We start from the raw sequence: 13,924 nt of genomic DNA, 5'->3' as shown, positions 1-13,924 counted from the left end.
CGCGTCACCATCTTGCCGTACTGGGGGTGCGGCATGCGACGGTCGATGCGAACGACCACCGTCTTCTCCATCTTGTCGCTCACGACGAGCCCGACGCGCACCTTGCGCGCCGACCGGTCGGAGGCGCCGTTCTGCGCGGCGCTCGCGTTGTTCGTTTCAGCCATCAGTCGTATCTCGGTTAGCGGCCGCGGCCGGCGAGCTCACGCTCACGCTGGACCGTCTTCAGGCGCGCGATGTCCCTGCGGATGCTGCGCAACCGCAGCGGCTCTTCCAGCGCTTCGGTGCCGCTCCGGAAGCGGAGACGGAAACGCTCCTCTTCCAACTCCCGGATGCGGGAGGCCAACTCGTCAGCCGCCAGTCCGCGGATCTCTTCAGCCTTCATTGGTCACCGCCTCCTCACGTGCGACGAACTTGGTCTTCACGCCGAGCTTCGCAGCGGCCAGGGCCATCGCCGTCTCGGCGAGCTCCCGGGTCACACCCTCGATCTCGAACATCACTCGGCCCGGCTTCACCACCGCCACCCACAACTCCGGCGAACCCTTACCCTTACCCATTCGGGTTTCGGCCGGCTTCTTCGTGATCGGCTTGTCCGGGAAAATGCGGATCCAGACCTTACCGCCACGCTTGATGTGACGCGTCATCGCAACACGGCACGCCTCGATCTGACGGCTCGTCACCCAGCCCGGCTCGAGCGCCTGCAGGCCGAACGTGCCGAACGACAGATCGCTACCACGGTACGCCAGGCCGGTCGTGCGGCCCTTGAACATCTTGCGGAACTTGACCCGCTTCGGACTCAGCATCGTTCAGCTCCTCAGTTGCCGGTCGAGTAGGTCTTGCCGCGACGATCTTCCACGATCTCGCCCTTGAAGATCCACACCTTCACACCGATGGTGCCGTAGGTGGTCTTCGCGGTGCTCGTCGCGTAATCGATGTCGGCGCGCAGCGTGTGAAGGGGCACCCGGCCCTCCATGTACCCTTCCACGCGCGCGATTTCGGCGCCGCCAAGGCGCCCGCCGGCCTTCACCTTGATGCCCAGCGCGCCCATCCGCATCGCGCTCTGCACGGCGCGCTTCAGCGCGCGGCGGAACGAGATACGCTGCGACAGCTGCGCCGCGATGTTGTCGGCCACGAGCTGCGCCTCCACTTCCGGACGCTTGATCTCTTCGACGTTGATGCCGACTTCCTTGCCCGTGAGCTGAGCCAGCTCGTCACGCAGCTTGTCGACTTCCGCGCCCTTCTTGCCGATCACGACGCCGGGACGACCCGTGTGGATCGTCACCACCACCTTCCCGGGCTTGCGCTCGATCGTCACGTCGGCGATCGCCGCGTTGTCCAGACGCGCCTTGAGATACTTGCGAAGGAGGGCGTCCTCCTTCAGCAGAGCCGGCATTTCCTTCTTCGCGTACCACGTCGAACGCCAGTTCTTCGTGACACCGAGGCGGAAGCCGATCGGATTGGTCTTTTGTCCCATTAGCGCACCGCCTCCGTCACGACGATCTCCACATGGCTCGTCCGCTTCAGCATCGGCGTCGCACGGCCCATGGCCGCCGGCGTCCAACGCTTGAGCTTCGGCCCTTCGTTCACGATGGCCTTCGTGATCACCAGCGCGTCGACATCCAGCGACGTGTTGGCCGCACGGGCCGCTTGTTCTGCGTTCGCCACAGCACTGTTGAGCGTCTTCTCGATCTGCTCAGACGCGTGCTTCTTGGAAAACTTGAGCAGCGCGAGCGCGTCGTTCACGCGCTGGCCACGGATCTGGTCGATGACCAGACGCATCTTGTAGGGCGACTGACGCGTGGTGCGCTGAATGGCGCGCGCCTCGATGCCCGTCTTCACGGTCTTGGCCATGGGTTACTTGCCTCCCTTACCAGCCGGCTTCTTCGCATCGGCCTTCTGTCCCGCGTGACCGCGGAACAGACGCGTCGGCGAAAATTCGCCCAGCTTGTGCCCGACCATGTTTTCCGTCACGTACACCGGGATGAACTTGTTCCCGTTGTGCACCGCGAACGTGTGCCCCACGAATTCCGGCAGGATCGTGCTCGCGCGCGACCAGGTCTTCACGACCTTCTTCTCGTTCTTGGCGTTCATCGCGACCACCTTCGCCTCCAGGCGCTCGGCGACGAACGGACCCTTCTTAATGCTTCTCGACATATCGGTTCTCGTCTCGCCTGGCGGTTACTGCGTGGCCCGGCCGCGCTTGCGGCCGCGCACGATGAGACGCGTCGACGCCTTCTTCTTATTGCGCGTCTTGACGCCTTCCTTCTTACCCCACGGGCTCACCACGTTGCGACCACCGCGCGTACGACCGCCGTGCGGGTGATCCACCGGGTTCATCACTTCACCACGCACCTTCGGGCGCTTGCCGAGCCAACGGCTCTTGCCCGCCTTGCCGTGCGACTGCAGTTCGTGCTCGGAATTCCCCACTTCTCCGATCGTCGCCATGCAGTTGCCGTGCACCAGGCGCATTTCCGTGGAGCTCAGACGCAGCGTGACGTAGTCACCTTCCTTCGCCACGACCTGGGCGAAGGTGCCGGCCGAGCGGGCCATCTGGCCGCCCTTGCCGATCTTGAGCTCGATGTTGTGCACCGACGTGCCGAGCGGCACTTCCTTCAGCGGCATCGCATTGCCCGTGCGCACGTCGCTGCCCGGGCCCGACACCACCGTATCTCCCTGCTTCAGCCCCTTCGGGTGCAGGATGTAGCGCTTCTCGCCGTCCGCGTACTGCAACAGCGCGATGCGCGCCGAGCGGTTCGGATCGTACTCGATGTGCGCGACCGTGGCCGGCTGGCCCTGCTTGTCACGCTTGAAATCGATGACGCGGTACATGCGCTTGTGGCCGCCACCGATGCGACGCATCGAGATGTGGCCGTGATTGTCGCGACCGCCCGACTTCTTGAGCGGCTCGACGAGCGACTTCTCAGGCGTGCTGCGCGTGATCTCGGCGAAATCCGATACCGAGCGGAAGCGCGTGCCCTTGGTGACCGGCTTGAACTGACGGATACCCATGCGTCTTAGCCCTCGAAGATCGCGATGGTGTCGCCGTCACGCAGCTTCACAATCGCCTTCTTGGTGTGGGGGCGGCGCCCGATCGACTGGCCAACCCGGCGCGCCTTGCCGCGCGCGTTGGAAGTCCAGACACCGGTGACCTTGACGCCGAACAGCTGCTCGACGGCCGCTTTGATGGAGTGCTTCGTGGCGCTGGTCGCCACCTCGAACGTGTACTCGCCGCGATCCTGATAGGCGGCCGAGGTGCGCTCCGTGACGATCGGGCGCACGATGGTACGGTACAGACTCATCGCTTAGCCCTCCGCAGAGTTGAGCGCCGACGACTCGATCACCACGACATCCGACCAGAGGATGTGGTAGGTGCTCGCATCGCTGTACGGCATGACGTGCGCGCGGCCGAGGTTGCGGGCGCTCAGGTACACGTTCGGCTTCACGCCGTCCGTGAGGAGGAGCACCTTCTTGTCGGCCACCCCGAGCGACGCCATGAACTGCGTCATCGCCTTGGTCTTCGGCGCGCTGAAGTTCAGCGCGTCCACGAGGATCACGGCCTGCTCGCGGGCACGGGCGTTGAGCGCGCTCTTGCGGGCGAGCTGACGCACCTGCTTCGGCACGATCTGCGTGTAGCTCCGCGGCTGCGGACCGAACACGGTACCACCGCCCGGCCAGTTCGGCGCGCGCGTCGAGCCCTGGCGGGCGCGACCGGTGCCCTTCTGCTTCCACGGCTTCTGGTTACCGCCGGTGACTTCACCGCGCGTCTTGGTCTTGGCCGTGCCCTGGCGACGGTTGGCGAGGAACGCCTTCACCGCCTGGTGCATGACCGGCACGTTGACGATCCCGTCAAACGTGCCCTCGGGGAGCTGGCGCGTGCCGCCCTGCTTCCCCTGCGCCGAGTACACAGGCGCCTCAAAGGTCTTGGTTTCCGCCGTCATGATCAGCCCTGCTTCCGCACGAAGACGATGCCGTTCGTCGGCCCCGCCACGCTGCCGCGCAGATAAATGAGGTTACGCTCCGCGTCCACCTTTTCCACGCGGATGCTGAGCGCCGTGTGCTGCTTGTTGCCGTACTGGCCGGGCATCTTCTTGCCCTTGATGACGCGCGACGGGTCCGTACCCGCGCCGATCGAGCCAGGCTTGCGGTGCTTCGTGTTGCCGTGCGTGTTCGGACCACCGCCGAAACCGTGGCGCTTCACGACACCCTGGAAACCACGACCCTTGGACGTGCCGGTGACCTTCACGCGCTCGCCGGGCGTGAAGATGTCCACCTTGATCACGTCGCCCACGGTGTAGGCGGGGACTTCGCCGTTCGCCGGCGCGTCGTCGAGACGGAAGCTCTTGAGCACGGCGGGCGCGGCCTCGAGGCCGGCCTTCTGCGCGTGTCCGAGCTCCGCCTTCGTGGCGCGCGCGCCCTTCGGCGTGCGCTCACCCTTCTTGTTGGGGCGCGCCGTGCGCTGCGCGCCATATCCGAGCTCCACCGAAGCGAAACCCGCCGCGTCCACCGTCATCACCTTGGTGACGGGGTTCGGCGTGGCCTCCACCACGGTGCAGGGCACTTGCTGCCCCTGCTCGTTGAACAGCTGGGTCATCCCCAGCTTCTTGCCGATGATGCCGATCATGAATTGACTCACTCCGTACGAGTCGCGGTCATCCCGAGTGGATGCCCGTTGGACTATGGATGGTGCCGCCCTGTGCAGCACCATCAGTACGCGCCGCCTTCCCGAAGGAAGCCTACCGCGGCGTGAACTCTCGCTGTCCTGCGTCCTGCACCGACGAACTACAAACTGAAGACTGCTATTCGACCTTGATTTCGACGTCCACACCAGCCGGGAGATCGAGCTTCGTCAGCGCGTCCACCGTACCGGCACGCGAATCGAGGATATCGATCACGCGCTTGTGCGTCTTGAGCTCGAACTGCTCACGCGACTTCTTGTCGACGTGCGGCGAACGGAGCACCGTCCAACGCTGCGTCTTGGTCGGGAGCGGGATCGGGCCCGATACCGACGCGCCGGTCTTCTCGGCCGTGCGGACGATGTCCGCCGAAGCCTGGTCGATCACGGCGTGGTCAAATGCCTTGAGGCGAATGCGAATGCGGCCAGCCATCTCTATTCCTGGGAGCCTGTGCAGCAGGCGGTGAGGACCAGAGCCCTCACCGCCCACCACCAGTCGTGATTAGGCGAGGATCTTGGTAACGACGCCGGCGCCGACCGTGCGGCCACCCTCACGGATGGCGAAGCGCAGCTGCTCTTCCATGGCGATCGGGATGATGAGCTCGATCGTCATCGTCACGTTGTCGCCCGGCATCACCATCTCCATCCCTTCGGGGAGCTCGATGTTGCCCGTCACGTCCGTCGTGCGGAAGTAGAACTGCGGGCGGTAGCCCTTGAAGAACGGCGTGTGACGGCCGCCTTCTTCCTTCGTGAGCACGTACACTTCCGCCGTGAACTTCGTGTGCGGCTTGATCGAGTTCGGCTTGGCGAGCACCATGCCGCGCTCGATGTCTTCCTTCGCGATGCCGCGGAGGAGGAGACCGACGTTGTCACCGGCCTGGCCTTCGTCGAGGAGCTTGCGGAACATTTCGACGCCGGTCACGACCGACTTCTTGTCGCTGTTGTAGCCGACGACCTGGACTTCTTCGCCGACCTTGATGATGCCACGCTCGATACGACCCGTCGCCACCGTACCACGACCCGTGATCGAGAACACGTCTTCGACCGGGAGGAGGAACGGCTTGTCGACTTCACGCACCGGCTCCGGGATGTACGAGTCGAGCGCGTCGTAGAGCTCCTGCATCTTGTCGATCCACTTCTGCTCACCCTGGATCGCCGGGTAGGCCGCGCCGCGGATCACCGGGGCATCGTCACCGTCGTAGTTGTACTTCGAGAGCAGTTCGCGGACTTCGAGCTCGACGAGGTCGAGGAGCTCTTCGTCTTCCACGAGGTCGCACTTGTTGAGGAACACGACGACCTTCGGCACGTTCACCTGGCGCGCCAGCAGGATGTGCTCACGGGTCTGCGGCATCGGGCCGTCCACGGCCGACACCACGAGGATCGCGCCGTCCATCTGCGCGGCGCCCGTGATCATGTTCTTCACGTAGTCGGCGTGACCCGGGCAGTCGACGTGCGCGTAGTGACGGTTGGCCGTCTCGTATTCCACGTGCGACGTGGCGATCGTGAGGATCTTCGTGCTGTCACGACGACCCTGCGACTCCGACGCCTTGGCGACTTCGTCATAGGCCACGTACTTCGTGCCGTAGCCCTTGTCGGCCGAGATCTTCGTGAGTGCCGCGGTCGTGGTGGTCTTGCCGTGGTCGACGTGGCCGATCGTACCCACGTTCACGTGCGGCTTGTTCCGCTCGAACTTTGCCTTGCCCATGGTTCTGTCTGTGCTTGGGTAGTGAATGAGGGGTGAGGCTTACGCCTTCACCTTGCTGATGATCTCTTCGGCCTTCGACTTCGGCACTTCTTCGTAGTGCGAGAACTCCATCGAGTAGACCGCTCGTCCCTGCGACATGCTGCGCAGCTTGGTCGAGTAACCGAACATCTCCGCCAGCGGCACGGTGGCCGAGATGACCTGCGCCTCACCACGCTGCGTCATGCCGCCGATCTTGCCGCGACGCGAGGAGAGGTCGCCGAGGACGTCGCCCATGTACGATTCCGGGCTCACGACCTCGACCTTCATGACCGGCTCCAGCAGGCAGGGGCTGGCCTGCTTGGCCGCCTCCTTGAACGCCATCGAGCCGGCAATCTTGAACGCCATTTCCGACGAGTCGACTTCGTGGTAGGAACCGAAGGTGAGCTGGACCTTGATGTCCACGACCGGATACCCGGCGAGCACACCGTTCTCCAGCGCTTCCTTGATGCCCTGCTCCACGGGGCCGATGTATTCACGCGGAATGACACCACCCACGATCTTGTCCTCGAACACGAAGCCCTGTCCCTGCTCGCTGGGCTCCATGTTGATGACCACGTGGCCGAACTGACCCTTACCACCCGACTGGCGGATGAACTTCCCTTCCACCTTCTCGACGCGCTTCTTGATCGTCTCGCGGTAGGCCACCTGCGGGCGACCCACGTTCGCGTCGACCTTGAACTCGCGCATCATGCGATCGACGATGATTTCGAGGTGCAGCTCACCCATGCCGGCGATGATCGTCTGACCCGTCTCGGCATCCGAACGGACGCGGAAGGTCGGATCTTCTTCGGCGAGCTTCTGCAGCGCGATCGCGAGCTTGTCCTGGTCGGCCTTCGTCTTCGGCTCGATGGCGACGTCGATAACGGGGTTCGGGAACTTCATCGCCTCGAGGATGAGCGGATTGTCCTCGGTGCAGAGCGTGTCGCCGGTACGCGTGTCCTTGAGGCCGATGGCGGCGGCGATGTCGCCGGCGCGCACTTCCTCGATTTCTTCGCGCTTGTTGGCGTGCATCTGCAGGAGACGACCCACGCGCTCACGCTTGTCCTTCGTGCTGTTGTACACATAGCTGCCCGAGTTGAGCACGCCCGAGTACACGCGGAAGAACGTCAGCTTTCCGACGAACGGGTCGGTCGCGATCTTGAACGCGAGTGCCGCGAACGGCGCGTCGTCCTTGATCGGCGCATCGATGAACGTTTCGTCGTGGTGCGGGAGATGACCCTGGATCGCCGGCACGTCGATCGGCGCCGGGAGGTAATCGATCACGGCGTCGAGGAGCGCCTGCACGCCCTTGTTCTTGAACGACGCGCCACAGAAGACCGGGATGAATTCCATCGCGATCGTCGCCTTGCGGATCGCGGAGCGGATTTCGTCCATCGAGAGCTCTTCGCCCGCGAGGTACTTCTCCATCAGCGCCTCGTCGAACTCGACGGCCGCTTCGATGGCTTCGTGACGCGCCTTCTCACACGCCTCCACGAACTCGGCCGGCACATCGACCACCGAGAACGTCTTGCCCATCGTCTCGTCGTGGAAGATGTACTGCTTGCGCTCGAGCACGTCGATGTGACCCGTGAAGGTCTCACCCGAACCGACGGGCAGCTGCAGCGGGAACGCGCGCTTGCTCAGACGGTCGCGGATCATCGCGAGGCAGCGATCGAAGTTCGCGCCCACGCGGTCCATCTTGTTCGAGAAGATCATGCGCGGCACGCGGTAGCGGTCGGCCTGACGCCACACCGTTTCCGTCTGCGGCTCCACACCGGCCACCGAGTCGAGCAGCGTGACGGCGCCGTCGAGCACGCGGAGCGAACGCTCCACTTCGACGGTGAAGTCCACGTGGCCCGGCGTGTCGATGATGTTGATGCGGAACTCGGGGCCGAAGCCCTTCTCGTGCGACTGGCCATGACGCATCCAGAAGCAGGTCGTCGCGGCCGACGTGATCGTGATGCCGCGCTCCTGTTCCTGCTCCATCCAGTCCATCGTGGCGGCGCCATCGTGGACTTCACCGATCTTGTGCGACTTCCCCGTGTAGTAGAGGATGCGCTCGGTGGTCGTCGTCTTGCCGGCATCGATGTGCGCCATGATGCCGATGTTGCGGTAGTGCTCGAGCGGGGTCGTACGCGGCATAGTCGTCGGTCAGCGCCGCCAGAGCGACGCAGTGAGTGTACGAAAGTGAACCAGCAAAAAAACGGCTGGACCAGACCTCCCAGGTGGGAGCGGTATCCATCCGCTGTCGCCGGGTACGCTCGCCGCTGCTGCGCGAGTGGGGACCCTAGCGCGCCGCATCCAGAGACCTGCTGACTCCAGACGCGACGTTGAGTTGGTTACAACGAAGGTTTGCCGGGCGACGCCTCGTGCTACCGAAGAGGCGTTTTCGGGCAGACTCCTAACTTCACAGGGCCGGGTCCGGAAGTCAACCCGTCGGTGTCAGGGCGCCGGAGGACCGTCACAGGAAAGCAACCGCCAGACTGTCGGAAGGAGACCGCCGCAATGCCCGCACCTGTTGCATGCGTCCTACACATCTATAAGCCGTTCGCAACACTTTGACAGCACGATGACGATTCCAAGCGAGCTCGACCAGACAAGCCGCAGTCATCACACGCATCGTCCGATGGCGCAACAACACACCTAAGCGACTGCATATCAATAGCTTATGTGATTCTTGGGGATATCTCCAGTCGGCGATCATCGTAATTGGTTGTGTTTCCGGGTGTAAACGCGACCGACCGTCGGGATTGGTACGATCGATGCTCCGAGGTGGATGAGGCGGCGTGCTCCTCAGCGACACGCCCACTTCAATCGTGCTTCGAGGTTTCCAGTGAAACGGCTCTCTATATTCTCGGTCGCCCTGCTCGTCCCGGGGATGCTGTCTGCCCAGCCATCGCCTAGCTATGGACAGGTGGTCGGTCCATCGTGCAGTGCGACCATTTCGGGCGATTGCCGCGGCAGCATAGCCGGTTGGTCCTACGGCCAGGACGTCACCGGCGCCCCCGGCAACACCCGCGAATGGTGGGCAGATCGCCAGGATGGTGCGTTCGCTGAAGTCACCAAGACACGCGGACGAGTCGGCTACGGCGGTTATGGCCTCGGCTCGCTCGAGTTGCGAGCCACCGGAATCGACGACCGCCCTGGTTCCAATGAGTGGGCGTTCTGGTACCAGTTCGCGGGTGGAGCCAGCTACGAGTACTCGCGCGCCGCGAAGTTCGGCACACTCGGCTCGCTGAGCTCGTTGTCGTTTGACTGGTTCAGAAACGGTGACGCCAATGGGGTGACGGACTGGAGCCACACATCGACGTCTGCCGATTGGGCGTACAAGACGCCGGTTCTTCGCCTTCGGCTGCTCGAAAACGCGGGCACCAATGACGCATTTGAAAGCGAGCTGGTCTGGGAAGGCTGGTACAACCAGTCACAGGTCGGTGCGAATGGGACACCGGTAGACCAGTGGGTCAGCACGACAAACATGCAGTCGGGCAACTTCTGGTATGCCCGTCCTCCAGATACCGGCGACAGCGCCAGTGTCACGTCCGGCGAGCACTGCGCGCTCGTGCCACAGAACGCGTGGCAAGGCGCCATCGCCTCGTACACTATCGACGCCATGATCAGCGACAATTGCATCGCCGCCGACACCTGGATTACCGGTATCGCCGTGGGCATCGGCAGCCGTTGGCCACACCAGTATAGTGCGTTCGTCGACAACGTCTCCATGGGCTTCGAAGAGGGCAACGGAGAGCGCACGGCCGTCAATACGAACTTCGACTTCACGCCGGTACCGGAGCCCAGCTCGGTGGCCCTCGTGGGCATAGGAGCAGCTGCACTCGCAAGTACGGCGCGCCGTCGGCGCCGTAGGTGAATACCGTCAGGGGCGCGTTCCCCTGACGCGCGGGTCAGCAACCCGACATATTGCGGCTGGCCCTTTCTGTACCGGGTCGGCCGATCGTGTTTCTCGACGCTACGTGTCGCCGGTTCCTCCCTGTGACGCTGCAGTCGCGGGGCGTGACGGGGGTAACCGCGGTCATTACTGCGCAGGACGAACGTCCAGCGCCGCCAGCGCCTGCGCTGCTCCCTTGGACCTTGCCCCCGTGACCATACCTCGAGCGCTCAAGGTGTGCCTCGTCATCGGCACCCGCCCGGAGGCCATCAAGATGGCTCCGGTGGTCGCCGCCATTCGCGACCATCCGCAGCTTCAGGCTCTGGTAATCGCGACGACGCAGCACCGCGAGATGTTGAAGCAAGCCCTTGAAGTGTTCGGGATTGTTCCCGACATCGATCTCGGGCTCATGCAGAACGGACAGAATCTCGGCGTGTTTACCTCGCGTGCCCTGTCGGCCCTCACCGAGTGCTTCCTCGAGCGTCGCCCCGACTTCCTGCTCGTGCAAGGTGACACCTCCACGGTCACCGCCGCGTGTCTCGCCGGCTTCTATCAGGGTATCCCGATTGGTCATATCGAGGCGGGACTCAGGTCATTCGACCTCTCAAGCCCCTTCCCTGAAGAGGTCAATCGGCGCATCGCGACCTGTACCGCGAACCTGCACTTCGCCCCCACCAACGAAGCCCGCAACAACCTGATCTCCGAAGGAGTACCCGAAGGCGATATCTTCGTCACCGGGAACACGGTCGTGGACGCGCTGCACATGATCCCCCCCCGCGAACGGTTTGAGTCGGAGCGTCTGAATCAAATCGACTTCGGCCGACAGAAGGTATTGCTCACCACGGTGCATCGACGTGAATCGCTGGGGGAGCACCTCGAAGCGATCTGTGATGCCCTGGAGGCAATCGTCCGACTCCACGAGGATGTCGAGATCGCTTTCCCGGTGCATCTGAATCCCCGGGTACGGGACGTGGTCCATACACGCCTCGGCAACACCCCGCGGATTCACCTGCTCGATCCGCTTCCCTATCCCGAGCTGCTAGAACTCATTCGTCGTTCGTACCTGATCCTTTCGGATTCGGGTGGTATCCAGGAAGAAGCACCGTCGTTCGGCAAGCCGATTCTCATCTTGCGCGACACGACTGAACGCCCCGAGGTGATCTCTTCCGGATTCGGCGAACTCGTGGGCACGGACGCGGCCCGCATTTTGTCGCGCACGTCCGCGCTCCTCACCGACCCGACGCTGTATCGAGAGCGGGCTTCCGGACAAAACCCCTTCGGGGACGGGAAGGCGGCCTTCAGGATCGCCGAGGTGATCGATATGCTGCTTCGACACCCACACGCCCGAACCGGACCGCGCCGCCTCGATCACGATCAAGTGAACGCGACCCTCGAACGACTGGCCCGTGTATCCTGACAGGTCGAAAATGCGATGCCGCGCGAACCGAGCCGGCCGAGCAAGCTGGCAAATTCTCCGCACGGTACTCTGCACGGGCATCCTGCCGATTGCAGTGAGTGCGCAGGCGCCCATGGCCGGTGGCCTCCCCGGGAAGTGGTCCGAGGTCAACATCTTCTCGCAGTCGGTCACCAACCAATTCGGCGATTGGTCGGGCGGCTATGCGCGGGTGGTGATGCCCACCACGCGCAACACGTTCTACGGTGAGGTGTTGGCCTTGCGCGCATTTGGCTCGCAGGGTGTACAACTCGGTGCTACCCACCGACACGACTGGTCCGATCGCCTCTTCAGCGTGCTGGGCGTCAACCTCGGTGACGGCGCTCCGATCCTCCCACGACTGAGAAGCGATGGTCAACTGGGCATCCGACTCGGCGACCGTCGTCAGTGGCAGCTGACCGCAGGCGGCTCGTATGTCAAATCGCCCTTCGAACTGTATGATGTCGCGGCCACGGGAGCGGTCGCGTGGTTCGCCCCGCGTATGCTGGTTCTCGAGGTCGGCGGCCGATACAATGCCAGCCGTCCGGGCGATATTCGCTCCCATCGCCTGCATGGCGTTGCCATACTCACGCCATCCCCGCGCCGCAGTCTTTCGGCGAGGATCATCGGGGGATCGGAGGGATGGCAAATCGTAACAAGTCAGACCACGCTGCAACGCTTTCATTCAGCCGAACTGGCCCTCGCATGGCGGGAGAAACTCTCGTCCACCTGGGCGCTGAGCGTCCAGGGCGATCGGTACACCAACCCGTTCTATACTCGCACCGGAGTGACGCTTGGTCTCGCCCGCTACTGGTAAGCCAACTCGTCGACAGGGTCTGCTGCGCAACCGTGGGTTCCTGGGCGGGCGTATCGCGCCGCACCGGGCCATGATCGGCCTCGAACTTACGTGGGGACTCGCGGTCGACCTGTTCGCAATTCCGCTGATTCTCTCGGTGTCGGTGTGGATTCTGCTGGATCCGATCGTCGATGCGTGGGCGATGTTTTTTGCTGCGGTTCAGCACCCGCTCGGCATGCCGGGAACGGTGAACCGCTCCGTCTACGAGTTGGGCCCTTTCGCCGTTGCGATACCGTACTTCAGCAGCGCGGCCCACTGGCCAGAAGCGATTGATCTCCAGTCCGGGTGGCTGGTGACCGTATCGACGTTTGCGATCAGCCTTTTCATGCGCGGCCGACTGCTTCCACTCGCGTATTTCCTGCGATTTCTCTCGTTCATCCAGCTGACGGCCCAGCTCTGGTTCACGTTTGCGTCGCCGCCGTTCAGCTACGGTCTGCCGACCTACATGGCAGGCCTGCTGGTTTTCGGCGTTGTGGTACTCGCACTGATTCCATTTCTGGCGGCCTTCACCTTCAACATCTTCGACTTTCGGCTCTGGCAGAAGTTCCTGCTCGGGGCATTGATCGTGGGGCACCTTGTCGTCCTGCTGCCACTGCAGGCCGTCGTGCACGCATGGATCATCCATCGAGCATCGTTGCTGTCCATGCCCCTGCTCTTCCTGCTGTTTGGGGTGCTGCTCATCCTGTTCGTATATGTGGCGCTGTACGGCTGGGGAATGAGCTGGCGTTCTGACGGCCCGCTCGATGCGATCGATCGGCGGCCACCGGTCACGCCCCCACGCTATCCTGAAGGGCGCGCACGGCCCACGCCGACGCCGAGTTCGATCAGGGCCATCCCTGACCCCGGGCTACGTATGTCACGCGCCTTCGCGTTCCAGGGACTGTTGTTCCGGCGCCTCGGCTTCGGTGATCGGTCATAATGGAAACGATCGTTCGCATCGCCGATGTCGGCCTCTGGGTCGTACTGGCCGTTCTCGTCGTCTATACGGTCCGCCATTACTTCTTCACGCTCAATCGGCTGTTCGGTCGGCATCGGCAGCCGTTCATCGACGTGGTGGAGGCGAACTGGCCCTCCTTGGTGGTGTTCGTGCCAGCCCACAACGAGGCGCGTGTCATTCGGGACTCCCTCGACGCGCTGCTGACCTGCGACTATCCCGCGGATCGTCTCGTCATTGTGCCGATCGATGACCGCTCGCAGGACGAGACGCGCGAGATTCTGCGGGAGTATGCTGCGTTGTATCCGGATCGCATCCGTCCGCATCTACGTGATGGGGGCATTCCGGGTAAGGCGGCCGCGCTTGCCGAAGCCATGGCCGACCACGAAGAAGAGGTGTTTCTGGTATTCGATGCCGACTACATCCC

Annotated in this window: 18 protein-coding genes; 5 read left to right on the top strand and 13 right to left on the bottom strand. The window is 63.5% G+C overall.

Features of this window, described 5'->3' with window-relative positions:
• The 13 genes from rpsQ to fusA all read right to left on the bottom strand — a co-directional run.
• A partial coding sequence (rpsQ, locus tag ACIQ6O_RS05710; RefSeq protein ID WP_396206818.1) for a 30S ribosomal protein S17 occupies positions 1–164 on the bottom strand: 164 nt, incomplete at its 3' end.
• A gap of 14 nt (positions 165–178) precedes the next feature.
• Complete coding sequence (gene rpmC / locus ACIQ6O_RS05705) at positions 179–382, bottom strand: 50S ribosomal protein L29 (protein ID WP_396206816.1); 204 nt, start codon at positions 380–382, stop codon at positions 179–181.
• Positions 372–800, bottom strand: coding sequence for a 50S ribosomal protein L16 (rplP, locus tag ACIQ6O_RS05700; protein WP_298269480.1), 429 nt, complete (start codon positions 798–800; stop codon positions 372–374). Before rplP ends, rpmC begins: the two co-directional genes overlap by 11 nt.
• Positions 801–811: 11 nt before the next feature.
• Positions 812–1,471: a 30S ribosomal protein S3 gene (gene rpsC, locus ACIQ6O_RS05695; protein ID WP_396206815.1), complete on the bottom strand. Its 660-nt coding sequence runs from the start codon at positions 1,469–1,471 to the stop codon at positions 812–814.
• The gene (gene rplV, locus ACIQ6O_RS05690; RefSeq protein WP_306519115.1) at positions 1,471–1,824 is read right to left on the bottom strand and encodes a 50S ribosomal protein L22; all 354 of its coding nucleotides are present in this window, start codon (positions 1,822–1,824) and stop codon (positions 1,471–1,473) included. The genes rpsC and rplV overlap by 1 nt, the downstream gene beginning before the upstream one ends.
• Before the next feature lie 27 nt (positions 1,825–1,851).
• A complete protein-coding gene (gene rpsS / locus ACIQ6O_RS05685) occupies positions 1,852–2,151 on the bottom strand; it encodes a 30S ribosomal protein S19 (protein ID WP_396206814.1) in 300 nt (99 codons plus the stop codon).
• Positions 2,152–2,175: 24 nt separating this feature from the next.
• Positions 2,176–3,006: a 50S ribosomal protein L2 gene (rplB, locus tag ACIQ6O_RS05680; RefSeq protein ID WP_396206813.1), complete on the bottom strand. Its 831-nt coding sequence runs from the start codon at positions 3,004–3,006 to the stop codon at positions 2,176–2,178.
• Between the two features lie 5 nt (positions 3,007–3,011).
• Positions 3,012–3,296, bottom strand: a complete 285-nt coding sequence (locus ACIQ6O_RS05675) for a 50S ribosomal protein L23 (RefSeq protein WP_396206812.1) — start codon at positions 3,294–3,296, stop codon at positions 3,012–3,014.
• 3 nt (positions 3,297–3,299) lie between these two features.
• The gene (gene rplD / locus ACIQ6O_RS05670; RefSeq protein ID WP_396206811.1) at positions 3,300–3,935 is read right to left on the bottom strand and encodes a 50S ribosomal protein L4; all 636 of its coding nucleotides are present in this window, start codon (positions 3,933–3,935) and stop codon (positions 3,300–3,302) included.
• A gap of 2 nt (positions 3,936–3,937) precedes the next feature.
• Positions 3,938–4,618, bottom strand: coding sequence for a 50S ribosomal protein L3 (gene rplC / locus ACIQ6O_RS05665; RefSeq protein ID WP_396206810.1), 681 nt, complete (start codon positions 4,616–4,618; stop codon positions 3,938–3,940).
• Between the two features lie 175 nt (positions 4,619–4,793).
• Positions 4,794–5,102: a 30S ribosomal protein S10 gene (gene rpsJ, locus ACIQ6O_RS05660; RefSeq protein ID WP_012682361.1), complete on the bottom strand. Its 309-nt coding sequence runs from the start codon at positions 5,100–5,102 to the stop codon at positions 4,794–4,796.
• Positions 5,103–5,171: 69 nt separating this feature from the next.
• Positions 5,172–6,374 carry an elongation factor Tu gene (gene tuf, locus ACIQ6O_RS05655; RefSeq protein ID WP_396206809.1) on the bottom strand — a complete coding sequence of 401 codons (1,203 nt, stop codon included), beginning with the start codon at positions 6,372–6,374 and terminating at the stop codon, positions 5,172–5,174.
• 39 nt (positions 6,375–6,413) lie between these two features.
• On the bottom strand, positions 6,414–8,534 hold the full coding sequence (gene fusA / locus ACIQ6O_RS05650; RefSeq protein ID WP_396206808.1) for an elongation factor G: 2,121 nt from the start codon (positions 8,532–8,534) through the stop codon (positions 6,414–6,416).
• A 691-nt stretch (positions 8,535–9,225) separates the two neighbouring features.
• Here fusA and ACIQ6O_RS05645 point away from each other — a divergent pair.
• The 5 genes from ACIQ6O_RS05645 to ACIQ6O_RS05625 form a co-directional block, all read left to right on the top strand.
• Complete coding sequence (locus tag ACIQ6O_RS05645) at positions 9,226–10,257, top strand: PEP-CTERM sorting domain-containing protein (protein ID WP_396206807.1); 1,032 nt, start codon at positions 9,226–9,228, stop codon at positions 10,255–10,257.
• Positions 10,258–10,492: 235 nt separating this feature from the next.
• On the top strand, positions 10,493–11,692 hold the full coding sequence (gene wecB, locus ACIQ6O_RS05640; RefSeq protein ID WP_396206817.1) for a non-hydrolyzing UDP-N-acetylglucosamine 2-epimerase: 1,200 nt from the start codon (positions 10,493–10,495) through the stop codon (positions 11,690–11,692).
• A 112-nt stretch (positions 11,693–11,804) separates the two neighbouring features.
• A complete protein-coding gene (locus tag ACIQ6O_RS05635) occupies positions 11,805–12,524 on the top strand; it encodes a YaiO family outer membrane beta-barrel protein (protein ID WP_396206806.1) in 720 nt (239 codons plus the stop codon).
• Positions 12,525–12,594: 70 nt separating this feature from the next.
• Positions 12,595–13,482, top strand: a complete 888-nt coding sequence (locus ACIQ6O_RS05630; protein ID WP_396206805.1) for a hypothetical protein — start codon at positions 12,595–12,597, stop codon at positions 13,480–13,482.
• Positions 13,482–13,924, top strand: a 443-nt coding sequence (locus ACIQ6O_RS05625) for a glycosyltransferase (RefSeq protein ID WP_396206804.1), incomplete at its 3' end; no start/stop codon positions are given. The genes ACIQ6O_RS05630 and ACIQ6O_RS05625, both read left to right, overlap by 1 nt.

The organism is Gemmatimonas sp. (assembly GCF_044345575.1).
Taxonomy (GTDB): Bacteria; Gemmatimonadota; Gemmatimonadetes; order Gemmatimonadales; family Gemmatimonadaceae; genus Gemmatimonas.
Note: the sequence above shows the minus strand (reverse complement) of the source record. Positions and strands in the feature narration are given on the sequence as shown.